This window comes from Chamaesiphon sp. OTE_8_metabat_110, from assembly GCF_031382685.1.
In the GTDB taxonomy this organism is placed as follows: Bacteria; Cyanobacteriota; Cyanobacteriia; order Cyanobacteriales; family Chamaesiphonaceae; genus Chamaesiphon.
Window position 1 is genome coordinate 1 of sequence record NZ_JANMZA010000298.1, and the last position, 21505, is coordinate 21505.

General features: G+C 47.0%; 20 protein-coding genes and 2 pseudogenes. 10 read left to right on the plus strand and 12 right to left on the minus strand.

Annotated features, from left to right (window positions below):
• The 4 genes from RMO52_RS10665 to RMO52_RS10680 form a co-directional block, all read right to left on the minus strand.
• Positions 1-1553 (minus strand): diflavin flavoprotein (locus RMO52_RS10665; RefSeq protein ID WP_310413836.1); only part of this gene is annotated, 1553 nt, incomplete at its 3' end.
• A 235-nt stretch (positions 1554-1788) separates the two neighbouring features.
• The gene (locus tag RMO52_RS10670; RefSeq protein WP_310413839.1) at positions 1789-2574 is read right to left on the minus strand and encodes a fatty acid desaturase; all 786 of its coding nucleotides are present in this window, start codon (positions 2572-2574) and stop codon (positions 1789-1791) included.
• Positions 2564-2773 (minus strand): hypothetical protein, encoded by a 210-nt coding sequence (locus RMO52_RS10675; protein WP_309739818.1) that lies wholly within the window; start codon positions 2771-2773, stop codon positions 2564-2566. The genes RMO52_RS10670 and RMO52_RS10675 overlap by 11 nt, the downstream gene beginning before the upstream one ends.
• Before the next feature lie 500 nt (positions 2774-3273).
• Positions 3274-3828: a hypothetical protein gene (locus tag RMO52_RS10680; RefSeq protein WP_309739820.1), complete on the minus strand. Its 555-nt coding sequence runs from the start codon at positions 3826-3828 to the stop codon at positions 3274-3276.
• A 177-nt stretch (positions 3829-4005) separates the two neighbouring features.
• Here RMO52_RS10680 and RMO52_RS10685 point away from each other — a divergent pair, with 177 nt between their 5' ends.
• From RMO52_RS10685 to RMO52_RS10695, 3 genes are all read left to right on the plus strand, one after another.
• Positions 4006-4293, plus strand: coding sequence for a twin-arginine translocation signal domain-containing protein (locus tag RMO52_RS10685; protein ID WP_310413842.1), 288 nt, complete (start codon positions 4006-4008; stop codon positions 4291-4293).
• A 208-nt stretch (positions 4294-4501) separates the two neighbouring features.
• The gene (locus RMO52_RS10690) at positions 4502-4801 is read left to right on the plus strand and encodes a hypothetical protein (RefSeq protein WP_310413845.1); all 300 of its coding nucleotides are present in this window, start codon (positions 4502-4504) and stop codon (positions 4799-4801) included.
• 135 nt (positions 4802-4936) lie between these two features.
• Entirely contained in the window at positions 4937-6544 is a 1608-nt protein-coding gene (locus RMO52_RS10695; protein ID WP_310413848.1) for an FAD-dependent oxidoreductase, read from the plus strand.
• A 345-nt stretch (positions 6545-6889) separates the two neighbouring features.
• On the opposite strand, the gene RMO52_RS10700 is transcribed toward RMO52_RS10695, so the two are convergent.
• The 5 genes from RMO52_RS10700 to RMO52_RS10720 all read right to left on the minus strand — a co-directional run bounded on the left by RMO52_RS10700 (position 6890) and on the right by RMO52_RS10720 (position 11773).
• Complete coding sequence (locus RMO52_RS10700; RefSeq protein ID WP_310413851.1) at positions 6890-7360, minus strand: hypothetical protein; 471 nt, start codon at positions 7358-7360, stop codon at positions 6890-6892.
• 96 nt (positions 7361-7456) lie between these two features.
• On the minus strand, positions 7457-9184 hold the full coding sequence (locus tag RMO52_RS10705) for an ABC transporter ATP-binding protein/permease (protein ID WP_310413854.1): 1728 nt from the start codon (positions 9182-9184) through the stop codon (positions 7457-7459).
• Positions 9185-9226: 42 nt separating this feature from the next.
• Positions 9227-9787, minus strand: a complete 561-nt coding sequence (locus RMO52_RS10710) for a sugar O-acetyltransferase (protein WP_309739835.1) — start codon at positions 9785-9787, stop codon at positions 9227-9229.
• Positions 9788-9838: 51 nt separating this feature from the next.
• The gene (locus tag RMO52_RS10715) at positions 9839-10111 is read right to left on the minus strand and encodes a hypothetical protein (protein ID WP_310413857.1); all 273 of its coding nucleotides are present in this window, start codon (positions 10109-10111) and stop codon (positions 9839-9841) included.
• Between the two features lie 168 nt (positions 10112-10279).
• Positions 10280-11773 carry an MFS transporter gene (locus tag RMO52_RS10720; protein WP_310413859.1) on the minus strand — a complete coding sequence of 498 codons (1494 nt, stop codon included), beginning with the start codon at positions 11771-11773 and terminating at the stop codon, positions 10280-10282.
• A 212-nt stretch (positions 11774-11985) separates the two neighbouring features.
• On the opposite strand from RMO52_RS10720, the gene RMO52_RS10725 reads away from it, so the two are divergent.
• A complete protein-coding gene (locus RMO52_RS10725; RefSeq protein WP_309739842.1) occupies positions 11986-12144 on the plus strand; it encodes a hypothetical protein in 159 nt (52 codons plus the stop codon).
• Positions 12145-12219: 75 nt separating this feature from the next.
• Positions 12220-12618, plus strand: a complete 399-nt coding sequence (locus tag RMO52_RS10730) for a hypothetical protein (RefSeq protein WP_309739845.1) — start codon at positions 12220-12222, stop codon at positions 12616-12618.
• On the opposite strand, the pseudogene RMO52_RS24700 reads toward RMO52_RS10730, so the two are convergent.
• Positions 12570-13768: pseudogene (locus RMO52_RS24700) on the minus strand (cation:proton antiporter). The gene RMO52_RS10730 and the pseudogene RMO52_RS24700 overlap by 49 nt on opposite strands.
• 498 nt (positions 13769-14266) lie before the next feature.
• Here RMO52_RS24700 and RMO52_RS10745 point away from each other — a divergent pair.
• The 5 genes from RMO52_RS10745 to RMO52_RS10765 all read left to right on the plus strand — a co-directional run bounded on the left by RMO52_RS10745 (position 14267) and on the right by RMO52_RS10765 (position 20443).
• The gene (locus tag RMO52_RS10745) at positions 14267-15772 is read left to right on the plus strand and encodes a NarK family nitrate/nitrite MFS transporter (RefSeq protein ID WP_309739853.1); all 1506 of its coding nucleotides are present in this window, start codon (positions 14267-14269) and stop codon (positions 15770-15772) included.
• A gap of 322 nt (positions 15773-16094) precedes the next feature.
• A complete protein-coding gene (locus RMO52_RS10750; RefSeq protein ID WP_396134950.1) occupies positions 16095-17435 on the plus strand; it encodes a chloride channel protein in 1341 nt (446 codons plus the stop codon).
• A gap of 258 nt (positions 17436-17693) precedes the next feature.
• The gene (locus tag RMO52_RS10755; RefSeq protein ID WP_309739859.1) at positions 17694-18260 is read left to right on the plus strand and encodes a GAF domain-containing protein; all 567 of its coding nucleotides are present in this window, start codon (positions 17694-17696) and stop codon (positions 18258-18260) included.
• A 19-nt stretch (positions 18261-18279) separates the two neighbouring features.
• Positions 18280-19602: a CmpA/NrtA family ABC transporter substrate-binding protein gene (locus RMO52_RS10760; protein WP_310413868.1), complete on the plus strand. Its 1323-nt coding sequence runs from the start codon at positions 18280-18282 to the stop codon at positions 19600-19602.
• A 28-nt stretch (positions 19603-19630) separates the two neighbouring features.
• Positions 19631-20443 carry an ion transporter gene (locus tag RMO52_RS10765; RefSeq protein ID WP_310413870.1) on the plus strand — a complete coding sequence of 271 codons (813 nt, stop codon included), beginning with the start codon at positions 19631-19633 and terminating at the stop codon, positions 20441-20443.
• Between the two features lie 69 nt (positions 20444-20512).
• Here the strand turns inward: RMO52_RS10765 and RMO52_RS10770 are convergent, their stop codons facing one another.
• Together RMO52_RS10770 and RMO52_RS10775 are read right to left on the minus strand one after the other, a co-directional pair.
• A complete protein-coding gene (locus RMO52_RS10770; protein WP_310413873.1) occupies positions 20513-21091 on the minus strand; it encodes a 3'-5' exonuclease in 579 nt (192 codons plus the stop codon).
• A 177-nt stretch (positions 21092-21268) separates the two neighbouring features.
• Positions 21269-21505 (minus strand): annotated as a pseudogene (locus RMO52_RS10775) (hypothetical protein); the annotation flags it as partial.

Here is a 21505-nt window from a genome sequence, read left to right on the forward strand (position 1 = left end):
GCGGGGTAAACCTTGATATTGGCAAATCGATCGGCTCCAGGCGGGAATCGTTTGAGGAAGTGTTTCATTAGGGGCTGATAATTGCCCTCTTCTAAGATATTTAGCACGAACCTGTCGCCGACGTGCATTAAGGATTCGATCGCGCGGTCTTTGGCGATGGCGATCGAGATTCCAGGCGGTTCGACGCTGGCTTGGGCGACCCAGGATGCTAGCATGGCACTGGTGGCTTCGCCGCGTTTGGCGGTGATGATATATAAGCCGCCGCTGATGCGTCCCAAGGCTTTGTCGAGATCGTTATCGAGAGATTTCATCTGCTTGATGCTACGATCGCGTGTCAGCCATTGTCCCAGATCTGTTCCGGCTTCTTCGCACAGTTGGTAGATATTCTCACTGGGAGCGGTTTCGATCCGAATTGGCTCGAAGGCTTCGCGGACACCGATTTCGCGGAGCTTATTGCGGAGTAGATAAACTGATTCGTCATCGCCACCGCCGGATTCAAATAAACCGAAGCTTTGTTTGGGGTTAATAGCGGCTAAGATCGTACTAACTAATGCTTGGGTTTGCGTGGCATCTGCACCGGATTGGGGGGGCATTCCGATGACTACGCCAGAAGCGATATCTACTAGTTCGCGGACTTCGTGAGGATCGGATTCGCGTAAATCGATGAGTTCGACACCTACACCTGTTTTGGAAATCCCTTGCCCGATCGAGTTAGCAATTAGATCGCCATACCCATACTCACCAATGTAGAATACTACTGCGGTAGTGGTGGCTTTTGCCTGAGTCTGACTCCAATCCTGATATCGTCCGACGAGTTCGGTGATATTGTACTTTAGTAATGGCCCGTGTCCGGTGGCGATCGTCGCGATCGCTGGTAAGTCACCCATCCGCTTAATGGCTGCTAGTACCGATCGAGCATTCGGTCCCATCAGGCAATCGTAATAGGTTTTATAATCAGAGTCGAGAATTGCGAGATCTTCATCGTAGATTTGGTCATCGCAATAGTGCATCCCAAATACATCGCAAGTAAATAGGGTTTGGGTATGATGGTCGTAAGTGAGCATCGTATCCGGCCAGTGCAGATTGGGCGCTGCGACAAATTCTAATTCATGTCCGTTACCCAAGTCCAATCGGTCGCCACTTTTGACCATCATTTTGGTGTAAGGCTGATGGATCAAGTTATCCAGAAATTGCATCGCTACCTTCACCGCGACGACGGTAATATTCGGATTCAGTTGCAGTAAGTCTTTCACCAAGCCACTATGATCGGGTTCCGTGTGGCTGATGACTAAGTAATCGATATCCGCAGGATCGATGAGTCCCAACAATGTATCTAGATAATGCTGGCGAAATTTAGCGTGAGAGGTATCTACTAGCGCGACTTTTTCGCCCCGAATCAAGAAGGAGTTATAAGTAGTCCCATTTTCTAGGGCAAACTCAATATCAAACCGATCGCGATCCCAGTCGAGCGATCGAATTACCGTCGTATCGGCAGCAATCTCCTCAACCTGCATCGTCAGGCGTTTTTGGATCTTCTCAGCTAGTACTACCATTGTATTTCACCTTTTCTTCTTAAAACTATCTGTCGCTTGTGTCTATTGTGACACGATCTTTGTGTAAATTTTTATCAAAAATACTATCGATCGCTTAACCCATACTAATCAATGATAACCTCACATCTTGCCTTAAAACGAATTTACTAGTGGATAGTGAAAAGGCGCTCTACTTAGATTTTGCCCAAGTAGAGCGCCTTTTTAAGACAATTTTAGTAATTAACGCGAGTTCGGGTTAATAATGATCCAGAGACTGGCGATCTAGCGGTAACGACTTGCAGCCTTGACGTACTGACGGCAGCCGATACCAGGGTAATGAAGGGTACTCGTGATGCTCCCAGTGGTAGCCGAAGTGATAACAAGTCAAGAACGACAAGACGATCGGATAATTGCTACTCACCGCATTGTGTGACTTGAGGTGCGGACTCGGCGCTACCGCTTTATCAGCCGCTCGATGCGGTAGGTATGTGCCAAAGAAGAACAGTTGCATCGAACTCAGGACGATCGGCAATACCCAAAATAAAAATAAGTTGGGAATGGGCACATGAAAGCCCAAATACAAGCTAAAAAAGATAACTTTCATCCCAAAAAATAGGACGACTTTTTGCCTAAAATCCAAGTATTCCTGCATGAACATCACATACCAAGCACCCAGGCTGTCGCGAACGCCATCATGAAAGTCCGGATCGCCGTGCCGAGCGGGTTGAAGATGGTGTTGCCAGTGGTGATCCGCCAGTTTTTGATATGGGAGTAGTGCGTATAATGCCAACGCAAATTGACCGAACCAGTAATTGACGCGGCGATTTCCGGGCAGTACCGAGCCATGAATGGCATCGTGAGCGACGATAAATAATCCGGTTTGGATAAACGTTCTGCCGAGTATTACTGGCACGATGCCTAATGGCAGGAGTTTACTGACATCTAGCGAAAATGCACATCCTAGACTACCAAGCCACAGGAAGACGATCGCGATTGCCACGACAAGTCCCGTCAATTGTGGCGATTTTGAATCATGCTGCACGCAATTCTGTCTCACTGAGTAACACCATCGTTTCTGCTCCGACTCTCCCAAACTGAGGTTCTTGACCCAGCGGCATCTCGACTAAATACGTCCAATGTTGGGCTTCAAATTTGAAGCTTCTCACAATCCCTTCGCCACCTGCAAATTTCACTCGTTGCGCGCGATCGAAAGTGTGCATTTTTTCGATTGTTTGCATCATTACGCGAATTACTCCAATTTTTGGTCGATGCTTTCTATTACAACAGAACTTGATCGACATCTTCTGTATCCTTCTGTGTAAACAATCTTTTTTCTGTCTATGTCTTTTGACTATATTCATGCTAAAGTCGAATCCTATAGCTTGACATTATCTGTGTGGTAAAGCTATACAATCTTTAATCGATGCGCTGTTTGAGCTGTATGTATATAATTTTCCCCATCGCTGTGAGTGGCTTTTAAACGATATAGATTATCTAAATTCAATTAATGATTAGATATATTAATCATGCAGATAAATAGCTAATAATCTAATCTCAAATTTTGGAGCAAAACGGGGATCGGTACTCGCAGAGCTTGCGTGTGGCGATCGGTCGTGATTTTAGCCGCTCGCATCATATTTAGATCTGGAGCAGATCGACGATCGTCGATCTCCTATAAAAGTAGAAATACAATCTTTTTCAATACCCGATCCCCGATCCTCTATCCCATATTCCCTATCCCCTAAATTGCTTGGTGGCGATCGAACACCGTCCACTCACCGACATCGGCAGCTTTGAGAATCGACTCTGCCCGATCGATATCGATTTCGGTACCTTTGAGGACGACTAGATAATTACCCTGCTCCAACAGCTCGCTATAGTGTTTTGCTTGCTCTTCTGGCAGCGTAATCCCGATCTCATTGCTGAGTAATCCCCCCGAGACAGCGCCGTAAAAAGCGCCAGCAGCCATCCCGACTAAGACTACCGCCCCAGCAAAAGCTGGAAATGCTAAAGTTGTCAGTCCCGCAACTACCCCTCCAGCAGCACCACCGATCGCACTAGCACCAGCGGCACTATGCTGAATTCGATCGAGCGGTCGATCGCGCTCGGCATCGGCTGGAGATTCCACCACTGGCTCGGTGAGATTGCCCACAGTCTTATCGGCTGTATTGGCATGAGGATCGACCACCGAGACATTATTCATCGCGAAGCCACTAGCTTGCAGTTGGCTCATTGCTGACTCGACTCGATCGCGTGCGGGAAACACACCCACGGCATTTTTTCGTGCTGATGCCATATCTTTGTCTTGAATTTAGTATTTATTCGCTCATTCTAAAACTAAAGTTTTTTTATTCTCTCTATCGAACTGAAGATTACATCTGCTCTAGTTCTACTCCTCGATCCCTAGCTACCTGTTACCTCAGACTATCAATAGCCGAGCCGTAATACTTCATTAGACAGATGTGCTGTGCCGATGACCTTGTTAGAATTTAGCAGTTGCCGACGGTCAGACCGAGATACCAGTGCAGGTGACACACCGCAGCTACCTTGCCGATCGAAGACATTTATGGACATCAGCAGACGCGATCTACTCAAGACAACAGCAACTTCTGGACTTGTTGCCGCTGGGTTTGCGGCTTATGACGCAATTAAACCCCTCTTCGCAAAAACAGCAGATCGGGATCGTCCTGAGTTACGGGCATCGATTGCCTGGAAATTCTCGATCGAGCAGTTAAGGCGGCGCGTACCTTCAAACCGTTGACTCCAGTGACAGCCATGCTCATCGATGGAGCCAATGCCATCGCAACTGGGATTTGGCGTGACAATCGTCACGATTAATGTTCTGCCTTTAGGCGGATAAATTTATTGGGATAAGTGATTATTCTGAAGATAAGAGTCAGTCGAAGGATGAGCGAAATCACCTTCATATCCGCGATTCGATTCAATTTTTTTAGCTCAATAATTATCTTATGAACAAGCTGATTTTACTCTCATTAGTTTGCACTGGATTTGCAGCGACTGCGATGCCATTTCCGGCAAATGCAGCCACTCAGAGACTCGATAGTCATGGTGACTCTACGCTTACCCTCGCGCAGTATCGCCGCAACGATCGCCAGTTCAATGTCTACTATCGCGGTCGGGGCAATCGATCGTGGATTTTAGAAAATTCTTATGCCAATCGTCGCCAAGCCGTGCAAGCGTCTCGAAGATTGGAGCGCCGGGGTTATAACACCTACGTTCAATTAAGTCGCGAAGTCGGTCGTCGTTAAGGTTAATTTTAATAAAGTTATACCAATTTAAATAGTTAGCACCACAGATCTTTACCCCACCCAGCCTCCCCTTATAAAGGGGAGGAGTTAATCATCAGTCATCTACCAAATTTAAATTGGTATTACTTATTATTTATGTCTCAAACAGAAGCGGTTGTCGCTCGATTTCATGACTTGCAAGATGGCCAAAAACGTCAAGTAACTGTCGGCGACACCGATATTCTGCTGATTCGGCGCGACGATCGCGTGTATGCGCTTGGGGCTTACTGTACCCATAACAAAGCACCTTTAGAGCAAGGCATCCTCCACGGCGATTGTATCGTCTGTCCGTGGCACAATGCCTATTTTGACATCACCACAGGCGACCTAGAGCAGCCTCCGGGACTCGATTCGCTCGATCGATATGTCGTCCGCATCGACGGCGACAACGTACTGGTGACGATTCCCGAATCCGCACCCGGTCATCGCGTGCCCGCTATGGCACAATACGATCCAGATATCGACAGCCGCACCTTTGTCATCCTCGGAGCCGGAGCCGCTGGCACCCATGCCGCCGAAACCCTGCGCGTCGCTGGTTATCAAGGGCGGATCGTGATGATTACCCGCGATGATAAGCTGCCCTACGATCGCACGACGCTGAGTAAAAACTATTTTACAGGTAAGCTTAAAGCCGACCAAATCTTAATGCGATCGGCTAATTTTTATCAGCAGCACAGTATTGAATTACGACTCAATTGTCCGGTAAAGAATGTAGATATCGACACCAAAACGATCGTCCTAGCTAATGATGAAACTCTCACCTATGACTCGTTGCTAATTGCCACTGGTACCCAACCGCGCCCTCTAGCAGTCCCTGGTGGTGCTTTCCCGAATATCTTCACACTGCGAAGTTTTGCCGACAGCGATCGGATCTTAGCCGCTGCCGCACATGCAAAACAAGCAGTAGTTATCGGTTCGAGTTTTATCGGCATGGAAGTCGCTGCCGGACTCACCCAAAAAGGAATTAAAGTCACCGTAGTTTCGCCCGATGCTTTACCCTTCGAGCAAACTTTAGGCACCCAAATCGGCGAACTTTTCTATCAAGTGCATGAGGAAAACGGTGTCACCTTTAAAATGGGTTGCAAGGTAACTCAAATCGAAGGCGAAAGTACCGCCCAAACTGTAATATTAGATAATGGCGATCGCCTAGCCACAGATATGATAGTCGTCGGTATTGGCGTCCAACCAGTTACCGATTTTATCACCGGACTTGAATTAAATCCCCAAGATCGCAGTATCCCAGTGGATGAATATCTCTGCGCGGCTGAAAATGTCTATGCCGCTGGCGATATTGCCCGCTTTCCAGATTGGCGGACATCTACATCCATGCGCGTCGAACATTGGCGAATTGCCGCCCAACACGGACGTATTGCCGCTTTTAATATGGCTGGCAAACCGACCAAATTTTGCGGTGTACCTGTATTTTGGAGTAGCCAATATCAGTTCCCAATCCGTTATGTCGGACATGCTACTGAGTGGGATGAAGTCATTATCGATGGTAGTTTAGACGATCGGGAATTCATCGCTTTTTATGTCAAAGCCGATCGGGTATTAGCTGCTGCCAGTAGCCAACGCGATACCGAAACAGCCGCGATCGCTGAATTATTTCGGATCGATAAAATGCCCGATCCTAATGATTTGCGACAGGGAGAATTTAATAATTTATATCCAGATTTACTAGGCGATCGAGCGATGTCTAAATGATGCTTAAAAATTTGCGATCGTCAACTGTCATTACACCATCTGTAGGGCGAGTTTATGCTACAAAAATTTGTAGGGTGGGCACTGCCCACCAACACATCGTCGCTCGAATTCAATCAGTATTAAATAAATCAGCTCGCTAATTTGATAATTATTATTTGTAATAACAACTGTTCCAAGATGAGATTTTTATCGATCGATTAGCAAACAGATAACTCGATCGCGTAGCGTACAGTAAGTAATCTAATCAAATTTAAATTCTTTTTGCTACGGCTACAAATGGTCTGTGGGCATTGCCCACCCTACTTTTTATACTTTTTATACTAGTATCGGATTATATCGAACGTGTCATTCATCACGTAGTTCCATAATTTCTAGAGGCTTAATAATATATGGAGGAGTCAGTAAGTCTACAAATTCAGAGTAATACTCGACGGATGATTTATTAACTGCTAATATGCCGCTCCTTCTTTCTAAAATAGCAATATCTGATTGATAGTTAAAGCTAACATCTCCATCGATCTTCTCAAGAATATACACAACTATTTTGCACATCAATCCTGTACATTCAAGATAATTGTTATTATCGTTTTTAAGAGATAAGTATATTCTTTGATTTAAACTCATATCAACTTCTTGCATAAGATAATCTTTATCCTCTTCATCTAAGTAACAAAAAGAAATAAATAATCCATTACTATTGCTTAAAAAAGTAGAGTTACTTTCAGACTGGTAAAGCCTAAATTCATCTTTAATATCATCAATCAATATAGCTCGATGTATCGGGGTTGAGAAATTTAGCATGTAATCAGTTGACATATAGACACATTGATGTTTTATGTTTCTTTCAGAACCCCAACCTATGATGGAGAACTCCTACTCAAAACTTTTATAACAGGCTTAGTAGTGGCACGATCAGCCTTTATCCTTAATCGTCAACTCCCAAGATCGATCGGTCGCCAGATCTAAAATTGACTGGTGATAATCGCTCAAAATTTCGCGATGACCGACACTTAAAAATGTCATCCCCGAATCGCGAAGCTGTTGATATAACTGCTTCTCATTCTGAGTATCCAGCGCACTCGTCGCCTCATCTAAAACGGCATAGCGCGGTTTATTAATTAGCAATCTGGCAAAAATCAATCGTTGTTGTTCGCCTAATGATAATACTTGCGCCCAATTTTGTTCGGTATTAAATCCGCCATGTTGCTGTTCTAAATTGGGTAAATTAACCTGTACTAAAATCTTGCTCAGATAACTATCTTCTACTTGGGCATCCATATGGGGATACAGCATTTGGTCGCGTAATGTGCCCAGTACCATATACGGGCGTTGCGGTAAAAATAACATTTGCTCTAATGGTGGGCGAATAATTTTTCCCGTCCCCGCATCCCACAACCCAACGATCGCGCGGAGTAAAGAACTCTTCCCACAACCACTCGGCCCTCTGACGAGTAATCCCTCACCGGGCGATAATTTGACCGATAAATCGGTAATTAAAGTACGCTCGCGATTGGGAGTTTGCAGAGTCATCCGATCGAGTTCTAAGCGTTCGACTACTGGTGTCTCGGTGGCACAAATAACTTCCGTCTCGATCGTCGGTTGCACGGTAGCTTCAGCTTGGACATCATCGGTAATCCCTTCTAAAGATTGCATGAAGGTGTACAAACGCTCGACACCTGCGCCAAAAGTAGTCAGAGATTGGAACCGCGCCACAATCAAATTGAGCGAGAAAAAGATCCGAATAAATGCTCCTTGCGCTTCAGTGACTTTACCGACTTCTAACTCACCAGCAAAGATGCCCGGAGCCACGACGATCGCGGGTAAGATAAAGGGAATAAATTCGTAAGCATTGGTGAGAATATTGAGATTTAATTCCCAAAAAATCAACCGTTTAAAGTTGTCGAATACTTCTTTAAACCTGCCTTTAATCCGATCGGATTCGTAGCCTTCCCCCTGATAAAAGGCGATCGCTTCGGCATTTTCGCGGACGCGAACCAAACTAAACCGGAAGTCCGCCTCTTTCTTGAGCCGCTCGAAACTCAGTCGCATCAAAGGTTTCCCGAACACCCCAATCGTCGTCAGAGTCCCCACCAAAGCATACACAGTCAGAAACAACACCAGCGGCGGCGAAATTCCCCACAGGACGCTCGTAAACGCCGCGATCGCTAGTAATGAATCGACGAGGGCGAGCAACAGCGTCAGCGACTCCTGAGTGAAGCTTTTGACATCTTCGGCAATCCGTTGATCGGGGTTGTCGATATTCGCTTCGGCGTAGTTGAGATTGTAAAAGGCGCGATTTTGGAAATAGCGATCGAGAAACGAATTCGTCAACCACTTCCGCCACTCAACGCCCAGCCTGTCGCGCAAGTACACATAGCCAGCAAACAGCGGCGCATAGACAACGAGCGTCCCGGCAAACACCCAAATCGTCTCCCAAAATCTCGCCTCATCCCGCGCCGAGAGTGCCGAAATCAGTACGCCGCGCTTGTTGTTGAGCAACACGCTCAATCCGGTATATCCCAGCGACAACACGATGACCGCCAGTAATAACCCCCGCGCCCGCCACTTGTCCTCGCTCGACCAGTATGATTTGGCGATCGCCCAAAACTGCCTGAATACGGTGAGATTGAATCTTTGCATGATGATTTTGATGTACCGCCCACGATCGACTATTAATTAATTCTAAAGAGTTTTAATGACGCGACACGGATTACCGACCGCCACAACCCCAACAGGAATATCTCTAGTCACGACACTTCCCGCCCCAATCGTCGTCCCCGCGCCGATAGTCACCCCCGGACAAATAATTACCCCGCCACCAATCCAGACATCATCGCCGATCGTAATCGGTGCCGCCAGCTCTAAACCGGATCTTCTGATTTCGGGATCGAGGGGATGGTATGCCGTATAAATCTGGACTTTGGGCGCGAGCATGACATTATCGCCAAATCGCACTTCGTTGCAATCTAAAATGACACAATCATAGTTGATATAAAGATTTTCGCCAGCGTGAATATGACAACCAAAATCACACATAAACGGTGGCTTGATTGTAAAAGTTTTACCGATCGATCCAAATAGCTGACGAATAATTTCTGCTCTTTTTTCCTGCTCGTCAGGACGCGCACGATCGAACGAATATAGCAGCTCTTGGGCGGCTGCCATCATCATTTGCAGCTCGGGATCGGCGAGCGAATAATACAGCTCGCCTGCCAGCATTTTTTCCCGTTCGGTCTGACTCATCCGATCCCCTCAATTATAGTTTTAAGAACGAGTGTATCGAGTTATTGCATTTTAAGATAGTCTAGACGCGATCGTCGCAATTAGCACGATTAAACCGAGCGACCGCCGAAAGTAATTAACCCCCTGAAATAATTCCGCCAAAGCCCAAATGACGATCGCAATTAAGGCGATGATATCTAATCCAGTATAAATTGCGCCCGTTTTGAAAACAAGCTGGAGGACACTCGCGATCGCCCATACTAATAATGGTGGATTTGGCAGTTGCCCAATTACAATATTGCCATCTTTGTCGCGAAAGAATCGATCGAACCAATTGTCTGTCATGGGATCGGGATGAATAATCTAGGTGAATTAAACCGTGCCTAAAACAAATCGAGTTTCACTACTATCTTAACGATGATTTCATCGAGCTTAATGTACTTCGCCGAACATGCCGCTCAACCTTCAATCGTCTGGATCTGCAAATCGATCCCTGCCCAAGACAAATCCAACTTAGCGAGAGCCGATCGCACTTTCGACATCGCCCTTGGTGACTTTTGGCTCCTTCAGTAGCAATGCACACAAGCACGCAACCACAATCCCCGTTACCCCGATGATTTGGAAAAAAGCATTATTTCCCGCTACAGTTTGCGGCAATAAGCTGTAAGTCATCGCATATAGTACCGATCCCACACTGCCATAAGCACTAATATTGCCAGCAATTTGTCCCGTCATCCGCCGTTCGATGAGCGGCGCGATCCCAAAGGTTGCCCCTGCACCTGCACACACAAAGAAAGCACAAAACATCGTCAGCAAAATCGCCCAGGGTAAACCCATATTAGGGTTAATTTTACTCATGATTAGATAGCTCAGTCCCACCCCGCCGATCGTCAATGTCAGTGCCCATTTTCGGCTACCGATCTTGTCAGATATTAAGCCACCTACTGGACGGGCGAATAAGTTCATCAGCGGATAAGTTGCGGCTACTAAGCTAGCAAGTTGACGACTGAGATTAAATGTTTCTTCAAAATATTCTGGCAGCATCGAAACTACTGCTAATTCCGAGCCAAAACTGACAGCATAAGCCAGTTCGAGGATAAATAATTGCCCGACTCGTTCGCGAAGCGTCCGCTCTGCGGAATCGCGATCTTTAGCTGGATAGATTTTTTGACCTAAAATAACTTCCCGATTGATTTCAAATGTATGGTAAGTTTGCAGCAAAAATAATCCCACTAAAAATACCCAAACTTGTTGCATGGTATTTGGTGTGAGGAAGCCTACCAACTGCAACCGCCACGCGATCGAACCGAGTACCAAAAACAGCGGTAGATTCGTCAAAGTTAATGCCGAAAAACTAGCGCGTGAAGTTACTTCCATCCCCCCAACATCGGAACGCTGATATCTTTTGCCTGGCGGCGTATTTTGGACATTTAGATAAAACAACACCCCAAATCCCAGCGATACCAACCCAGATAACGCGATCGCCAATCGCCAATTCTCAGAGCCAGCATTCGCAGCAGTCGCTAGTGCGACTATTGGCAAAAATGCTTGTGACACAAACGAGCCAAAGTTGCCCCACCCCCCATAAATTCCCTGTGCTAGTCCGATTTCATCTGACTCGAACCAGTCGCCAACCAGCCGCACCCCCACCACAAAGCCTGCGCCGACGATCCCCATCGCTAGGCGGCTGAGGACGAGCTGACTAAAGTTCTGTGCGCCAGCAAATGCCCAGCATGGCAACGCTGCATAAATTAAGATTGCCGAAAATGTCACACGCGGCCCCAATCTGTCGAGGATCGTGCCAATGATAATCCGCGCGGGAATCGTCAATGCTAAGTTGCACAAACTAATCGTTCGCGATTGGGCGATCGTCAGATGTAGCTCTTCCCGAATTACTGTCGCAAATGGGGCGTAGTTAAACCACACCACAAATGTTAGGAAAAAAGCGCACCAAGCATAGTTTAAGATTCGATACCGATCGCGAAATGATAACAACTCTCGCAGCATTTTCAGATATCTCTCAAAAAATAATTAACCGACCGCCAGCAAACTGCGATCGGGTCTTGTTTAGCCGCGCACTGCGATCTAGCACAAGCGATTGTTGAAATCGATCGATACTGAATTAACTTATAGGTTCGATCGAGTTGGGCAAATGGTATCAGCGGTAACAATCGATCTCTAATTCTGAATCGATCGCATTAAAATAATGCAATACTTACATGCCGAATTTAATCGCAACTCAGGATTACCGCCGTAGTTGCGATCGAGCAGAGAATATCGGATCGACCTGCCAACTATGGAAACTATTTAGTCTCGATCGATGCTTATTTACTGGAAAAGTGCCAACGAATCAACCAAATACTGATGATTTTCGGTAATATTTAGAAAATCTCGAAGATTGACGATAAAATGGTAGTATTAAATACAGAATTTTCGTTATAAAGTTCCAAGCTATGAATATTAAACACTTAACGCCAATTTTAGTTGGCATGATGCTCTCTGGAGGAATCCTTACTTCTGCCGCCGTAGCACAGCCCGCTACCTCATCAAGCCAAAACTCCCAAGTAGAGCATCTCACCTGCGTCCGAGATCCCCAGGGCTTGATGTGTAATGTCGATGACTCATCGAACGTTAAAAGTACAGAGCGAGTGACGATCTCTAAAAATAGATCCACCCCAGCCGCAGTTAATACCCAGCAGTTAGCACAGGCATCAAATTTGTTGCTCGGCATCATCTATTTAGGCTTGCCAAGCGCACTAATATTTGCGATCGTCCGTTACGATCGACGTGCAGCTCAGCATACTCAATTAGTCGCACAGTTAGAACGGATTTGGGAAAACCCACACGCATAATTTAGATGGTTGGCAGCATTACAGACAGCTTGACACAGATTCTCGGCTCGATCTCTAATTGACAAGACGATCGTCGATGCTGTGGCTGCCGCTGGTGGTTCGTCAGATTTACCAAAAGCGAGCCTCAAAAAAGGTGGTGCCAAAAAAGTGGTGATAATCACCATGATAATAATTGCGGCTTCTAAAGGTTTATCGATAATCCCGCTGGCAGAACCAATACCAGCAAATACCAGCCCCACTTCACCACGCGGCACCATGCCCACCCCGATTGCCATCCGGTTGATACCTGGTTGCCCAAATACCACCCAGCCAGTGACGAGTTTGCCTGCGATCGCTACTAAAATCAGAAATATGGCAATTAATAATCCCGCTCGATTACTTTCGATCGCGGGATTCAGAACGCCTAAATCTGCGCGTGCGCCCACAGTCACGAAAAAGATCGGCACAAACAGATCGGCGATTGGTTTAATTAACTCATCCAACTCATTACGAGCGTCGGTTTCATCTAGCACCAATCCCGCCGCAAATGCCCCCAAAATTGCTTCTAGATGAATGGCATTAGCTAGGAATGCCATGAAGAAGGCAAAAATAATCGCTGGAATAATGATATTCCCGCGAGTTTTGAGTCGATCGACGATCGCGATAAAACTCTGATTGAAAAAGCCCCCGATTGTAATTGCACCAATTAAAAAAACTGTGGCACTAATAATCAAATGCGCAGATCGGACTCCAAGCCAATCTCAAATAGCAGAATAATTACACCCAGTTCGGCTAATACGGAGATAACTTCACTTTGAGCTGCAAATACTCGATTTAGGGCAGCGGGATCTAAGTCACTAATTAACTGCAAAAATTGGATGATGACCGAGCTAGATCCATCCAATCCGCTATCGGGGAAAACAACCAGATGTAATGCGGATATTCCGACGATCGCTCCAGCCACTAATTCGCCTAACACTGAGGGCTGCTCGAAGTATTTGGCAACCTCTGCACCAATTTTACTAGCGATATAAATGACGATTAAACTCAGTAATACACCATTCAAGATTGCGGGAGCATTATCGGCAGTGGCAGTTGCCAAGAGTGGCAAGGGTGAAAAAAATGAGGACATTTCCAATAAATGATAATCAATCGATTCAGTCAAAGTCATTAGCTAAAATCCTCACTATTTAGCGTAAAAAAAATTATTAAAGTTTACTCTTGCTGAGACTATCAGTCAATTTATCCTCTCTGTCTGTAATTTACGCTACCGTTCGATCGGCGTTTCAATAACTTAATTATCGGCTTACATCCCCGATTATTGTCAACCAGAAAGAGTGACTTAACTAGAAATTAATTTGGTATCCTAACAAACAGAAATATTTTTAAAAGTAATAATAAGGGAAAATGCAAGCCGTTTTTGCTGCTATTGCATTGGCTACATGCAGTTAATCGATAAGTTCTGAAACTTTGTAGCTATGGAAACAAAATCACTAAGAGAATGCTTGTAATTTACAACGTAGATTGTTATTTAAAGTTTTAAATGTATCTCAGACTTAGATAACAGTTAGATGTAATTTAGATCTACAGAAAGTGAGTTACTTTCGCTACTTTTTGCTGCAATAAAATTAGTTTTAACATATTTTAAATACAGGAGAATATAGAGCATATGGCTGGTATTTGGTCATTCAGCGGGCGATATCGGATCTTACATTTCACTTGGTTTGCCTTTTTTCTAACATTTGTAGTTTGGTTTAACTTTGCCCCATTTGCAACGCTGGTAAAAACAGAAATGGGTTTATCAGAAGCGCAAATGCGAACGCTGGCAATTTGCAATGTTGCCCTGACAATTCCAGCGCGGATTATTGTCGGGATGGTCTTGGATCGTTTTGGGCCGCGCATTACTTATTCATGCTTGCTGATTTATGCGGCTTTGCCCTGTCTGGCTTTTGCAATGGCGCAGAACTTTACCCAGTTGGTATATAGCCGACTGGCTCTGAGTATTGTCGGCTGCGGCTTTGTCATCGGGATTCGGATGGTGGCAGAGTGGTTTAATTCCAAAGAAATCGGTCTAGCTGAAGGGATCTATGGCGGCTGGGGCAACTTCGGTTCTTCTGGTGCGGCTTTTACACTGCCGACGATCGCGGCAGCCACCGCATTTATGGTCGGCGGTCAACTCAACTGGCGACTGGCGATCGCGATGACCGGAATCGTTACAGCTATGTATGGAGTTGTCTATTTCTTCAATGTCTCGGATACGCCGCCAGGAAAGGTTTATCAGCGTCCGCCGAGTAGTGCGGGGATGGAAGTCACCAGCAAACGCGATTTTTGGTTTATGTTGGCGATGAACGTGCCGCTAGTAGCCGCTCTGGGCTTGATTGCATGGCGGTTGACTAAGGTGAAGTTCATTAACGATGCGACTTTTGCGATCGTGTGTGTGTTGCTGGTCGGACTGTATTTATTCCAGGCATACAACGCTTATAAGGCAAACGAACCGCTGATGACAGGTCGCAAGGTGTATGAGGCAACCGATCGATATCGGTTTTCTCAGGTGGCTAACTTGAATTTAGCGTATGTGGCTTGCTTTGGTTCGGAACTGGCGGTGGTATCGATGTTACCGTCCTTCTTTGAGCGTGGTTACGGTTTGGCGGCAGGGGTCGCAGGGGCTGTGGCAGGTACCTATGCCTTTATGAATATCCCGGCTCGTCCCGGTGGTGGTTGGATCTCGGACAAGGTGGGCAGCCGCAAGTGGACGATGGTATTCACACTGGTGGGCACTGGAGCTGGCTATCTAATCTTTGCTAGCTTGGGTCAGGGTGTGCCACTGGCGATCGTGGTTGCCGTAACGATGCTGGCATCTTTCTTTGTCATGGCAGCAGAGGGCGCAACTTTTGGGATCGTGCCGTTGATTAAAAGTCGCGTGACTGGACAAATCGCGGGTAACGTCGGGGCATATGGAAATTGGGGAGCAGTGGTATATCTGACGGTTTACAGTCTATTGCCCCAAGGTGTTCAAAGCGATCGCATCTTCTTCCAAATGTTGGGTGTAGTAGCACTGATGGTGGCTTTTCTCAATGCCTTCTTCTTGAAGGAGCCGACAGGTTCTCATGATGGAGAACATGAAGAAGCCCCAATCCTAGCTACCTCTAACGCCGATCGACAGTATCGCCCTTAGCGGATGTTGGGAAAGGATCGGGTAACACTTGCAAACCCCAGAAAATCCCCATAACTCTCCATAACTTCCCTATGGAATCGATCGTAGTCCCTTTACCCCACCCCAGCCCTCCCCTTATAAAGGGGGGTTGGGGGGGTAACGCCATATCAGTGGAAGTCTAGCCGACACAAGGTTTGAATCGATTGTGTGGATGTTGGGTTTCGCAGAGCTTCTACCCAACCTACAGATCTAGATTAATTATCGTTTACCCACTCCAGAGAACTTTATGTCTTCAGCATCTCACGAGTCATCTACTGTTGATGCGACGAATGAATCACCCCCAATGGGTGTGGTGGCTCCCATTTTGAGCGATCTGAGCTATGCCCAAGTGATGTTCTGGTCGGCGGCGATCGGGATTGCTGGGGGAATAGTTGCTACTGCTTACTATTACTTGATTGAAGGTTCGATGCACCTCGTTTGGTCGCAGGTGCCGGATCTGCTCCAAGTGTATTTTCCTGGCGAATTTTTCATCCACAACTATGTCTGGATTGCCGCATCAGTGGGCGGATTATTAGTAGGGCTATCGCTTTATTACATGGGTTTGCCGGGGGAAGTTGCCTTTGTAGTAGACAAGGTACACGATCCGGGGCGGATCGATATGAAACAGACGCCAGCGATGATTGTCGCGTCGTTATTCTCGATCGTGGCTGGTGGTAGCGCGGGGCCAGAAGCACCGCTGGTGCAGGTGAATGGGAGTATTGGCGGCTGGGTGGGCACCAAGCTAAAGCTGTCGCTGGCTTCGGTGCGGATTCTGACCTTTTGCGGGATGAGTGCCGCGCTGGGAGCATTTTTTGGTGCGCCATTGGGCGGGGCACTATTCGCGCTCGAAATTCCCCACCGACGCGGTTTGGAATATTATGAAGCGATTATTCCAGCGGTGTTATCGGCGATTTTGAGCTTTACAGTATTTCGGTTTACCACGGGACTATCGATCGGGGGGATGTATCACTTTGCCTCGATTCCCCCCTTAACGCTGATGAATCTGCTCGAAGGGGCGATCTTGGGTGCGGTGGGGGCGGCGGTTGCTTTATTGTTCGTGCTGGTGTTCCGGACTGTGGGATATTTGACAGCACCTCTACATCATCAAACAATTTTACTCGCAACGCTGGGCGGATTATCGATCGGTCTAATTGCCCTAGTTTTTCCCCAAACGTTGTTCTTCGGTGAGGAGCAAATCGAAACAGTCATCGAGCATGGTGCTGGTTATGGGATTGCGCTATTACTGGCGATCGGACTAGCAAAAATGCTCACAATTAGCTGTACATTGCATTCTGGCTTTCGGGGTGGCTTTATTTTTCCGCTATTCTATATTGGCTCGGTGGTGGGTTTGGCGATTTCGCTGGGCTTCCCCCAAATCCATCCAACGATCGCGATGGTATGTATGATGGCGGCGGTAAATGTGGCAATTACCAAGACGCCGATTAGCAGTACGGTGATTCTGAGCGTGATTGCGGATACGTCAATGGTGCCCGTAATCGTGATTGCCAGTCTGACTAGCTTTTTGCTCACTACTCAAGTATCGCTGATTAAAACCCAACGATCGCGGACGGTAACAGCCGGAGAATATCAGCCCGACAAGATGCCCGTGCCTGAGATCGTGGCTGGTGTAGTTTCACAGGCATAAATGACGTGACGGGTTAAGGATATTGGCTACGTTCGAGTCCCGCCGCCGATTGAAACCATCCTTCGGATACGCTACGAGAGTAGGGCTAGTGTTGCAAAGTCCGCCTTCGCGGACTGTATATCTTAGTCCGCGAAGGCGGACTTTGCCCTATGAGCGGCGGTTTCTAACCGCTGAGGTTATCGGTAACAACTCACGTTAAACACTGAGTTCGATCGGCTGCAAGCAACCTGAGTATAACCATCTTTGACAAAACGAATTATGACTCAACATCCTGCCAGCCGATTCGATGGCGGCATCTCCGTAAAATCGATCGGTACCACACCCGATCGGCTAGTATCGGCACTGACAATCCTACTTACTTCAGTGTGTACAAATACAGAATGGGAATATGGTGAATCCTGGCTGCCAAACTCTACTGGAACCTTGCTAGAACTCAGCCCTGCCTGGTGCGTCAATACCAATCTAGATCTACATAAAGCAATTTCCTGGATGCAGTTTCAAATTTGTAGTAGAGCGTTTGTGCTATCTCTTGGAGAAGGATTGCCAGGTCGAGTCTGGCAGCACCAACAATGTGAATGGTTGGAGGATGCGACGGCGGCTTCAGATACCTATTTTTTACGCAATCAAATTGCCAAAGCTTTCAGCGTCAAAACTGGGTTTGGAATACCGATTATTGTAGGTGCCCAAGTACTGGCAGTAGTTGTGTTCTTTCGATCGAAGAGTCGATCTCCTCATCCACTGACGATCGCCCAAACTCAAGCGATCGTCAGCAATTTTCAGTTTGAATATTCGCGCTGGGATACCCCTATCGATTCGATCGAGTGATATTATCGCGGAGCCTGTCATGACTCACTATTCGCGGCGCAAATTCATGCTCACCGCCGGAGCCGCCACTGCTGGAATCTTGACACATGGATGTACTCTCAACTCGCCCGTGCGGATTTCCCAAGCCGCCCCCGCGATGGGTCGATTGTTGTCTGATGCTCCAGAGACAAGCACTGCATCATTGGGTTTTATTGCGCTAACTGATGCCGCGCCGCTGATTGTTGCCCAGGAAAAAGGCTATTTTGCTCGATCCGGCATGAAAGACGTGCGACTCGTGCGACAGCCATCCTGGGGGGCTGTCCAGAGCAATCTCAGTTTGAGTACTAGTCAGGGTGGATTGGATGGTGCCCATGTTTTGACTCCCATTCCCTATCATCTGGCAGCGGGTAAAACACCCGATGGCATTCCTGTCTCGATGTATATTCTGGCGCGGCTCAATACGAATGGACAGGGCATCTCCCTGGCAAATATCTATCGCGACCTAAATATTGGCATCGATAGCTCAAAATTGAGGGAGAGCATCGATCAGGCAAAAGCCAAAGGGCCAGGACTGCGGCTGAAATTTGCCATCACTCATCCTGGGGGTACTCACGATCTGTGGCTGCGCTATTGGTTGGCGGCTGGGGGGATTAATCCCGATACGGATGTGTCGATGTTTGTGGTGCCGCCGCCGCAAATGGTCGCCAATATGAAAGCGGGCACGATGCACGCTTTTTGTGTGGGGGAACCCTGGAATGCGCGACTGATTCAGGAGCATTTGGGTTATTCGGCTCTAGTTACAGGCGAACTGTGGCGCGATCATCCCGAAAAATCGTTTGCGATGCGGGCGGATTGGGTCGATCGATATCCCAAGGCGACTAAAGCCTTGCTGATGGCGATTCAGTCGGCGCAAATCTGGTGCGATCGACCGGAAAACAAAGACGAGATGTGTCGGCTCGTGGCGGCGAGTCAGTACCTAAATGTCCCCACAGCCGCGATCGCGCCGCGTGCTAAAGGTGCGATCGACTATGGTAGCGATCGCGTTACTCAACAAAGTCCCTATACGATGAAATTTTGGCAGGACAACGCCTCTTACCCCTTCAAAAATCACGACCTCTGGTTCTTGACTGAAAATATGCGGTGGGGTTATTTACCCCCCGATACCGATGTGCAAGCAATGGTAAATAAAGTCAACCGCGAAGATTTGTGGCGGGAAGCTGCAATGACAATTTCACCCTCGATCGCGATCCCGAAAACAACTTCGCGCGGGATTGAAACCTTCTTTGATGGCAATCAGTTTAATGGCAAAAATCCGATGGAATATCTGGCGTTACAGTCGATTAAAAAGCTCGATAAAGTTTAATGATTTAATTACTCTCACTCGTGCGATCGTGGCTAATCTTAAAGCTCGTAAACTCAAACAGCAGATCTACCGCGTTATCGAAGTCACCCATCACGACGATCGATTGGGGAAGTTATTTGATGCGTTGATGATTGCGCTAATCTCGCTGAATGTGCTGGCGTTCACTTTTGAAACGGTCGATAGTATTTCGATTCCTTATAAAAGTTATTTCAACGATTTTGAGACTGCTTCTGCGATCGTTTTTACCATTGAATATGCACTCAGATTGTGGACTTGTACTCTCGATCCTCGCTATCGTCACCCAATTTTTGGTCGGTTTAAATTTGCCTTCACACTCCTATCGATCGTCGATCTTATTTCAATTCTACCTTACTACTTATTTCTATTCTTCCCCCATCTAGTATTTGTCCGCGAACTGCATTTACTCCGATTGGCACGCCTGTTCAAAATTGGTCGCTATTCCGAGTCGATGCGAACTTTAGGTAAAGTTATTTCCGCCAAACGCGAAGATTTATTTTCGACACTGTTTGCTGTCTTCACCTTACTGATGATTTCATCGAGCTTGATGTATTTCGCCGAACATGCCGCTCAACCCGATCGATATCCGAATATCCCCGCATCGATGTGGTGGGGCATCATCACCCTCACCAGCGTCGGCTATGGGGATGTTTCACCGATTACGGCGATCGGTAAAATTCTCGGCGGGATTATTGCTGTATTAGGATTAGGTTTAGTCGCACTTCCAGCGGGGATTATTGCCTCCGGTTTTACCGAGGAAGTCGAAAAGAAACGGGCAAAACCACAACGAATTTGTCCCCACTGTGGCGAAGAGTTAGATTGAATATTAGGAGTAACTATCTTACACCTAAACGCATAATTGCCATCTTTGTCGCCAAAGAATTGCTAATAATCAGATGTTCTGCCGTCCTAATATATAAGGTAAGAGCTTGCTAATGTTGCGAGCATCATCGATACCGCGATGATGAGTGCCAGTCAGCTCGATCTGAGCCAAATTGAGCGCTTGCGCCATGCCATGACGCTTGTTCAGTCTTTGGGTGGTGCTGAAGATTTCTTTGAGGTTGACATGGTTGCTAGAGACTGGATAGGGGAGATCGATGCGATGGTGTTTGCTATCTTGCTGGAGTTGTTTGCGGTCGTAGTCGCCCCAAGAGCCAAAGATGGTTTTGTCGAATTGAGCCAGCCAAGGTTGCCAGAGTTTTATGGCGTCTGGAAAGGTGGGAGCGGCGTCAACTTGGGATTGAGTAATCGAGGTAAGTTGTAAGCAGAATTCGGTGAGAATGGGATGGCGGATAGGTTTGATGAAGGTTTGAAATTCATCGACTATTTCTAGGCTTCCTGTCGCTACCATGACTGCACCGATTTCGATGGTTTCCATCTGGTGACGGGGGATGCCTTGCGAGTCGCAGCAGGTGGCTTCGAGATCGACGACTAAGATATGTTGGTATTTGGTGAAGCTTGATTCGGTCATAATTTAGTTGGACTTAAAGGATGCTTGGAAAGTTTAACTGCTACGTGTCTAGTGGGCAAATCCCCCTGCTTGGTGCAAGCCATGGGTCGGGAACCTCCGCGTGGTTGCATCCGCTCAATCCCCCTTAAAAAGGGGGACTTTAAAGCCCCCTTTTTAAGGGGGTTGGGGGATTCAGATCTAAAAACGAAGCCCAGTCGATTTGTGTCCTTGCCACCGCCAGCAGCAGACTAAATAAATAATTTCAGACATCGCGCCGACGGACATGCCGATTGCCGCTGCAATCGCGCCTGGTTGCCCCCCATTTACACCCAAATAGGCAACGGTCAACATGAAGATCGATCCTACCCAAGTGGCTTGATTCACCACCCAAGTACGTCTTTCACTGACTAAAAACCCCTGAATCGCATTTTGTAA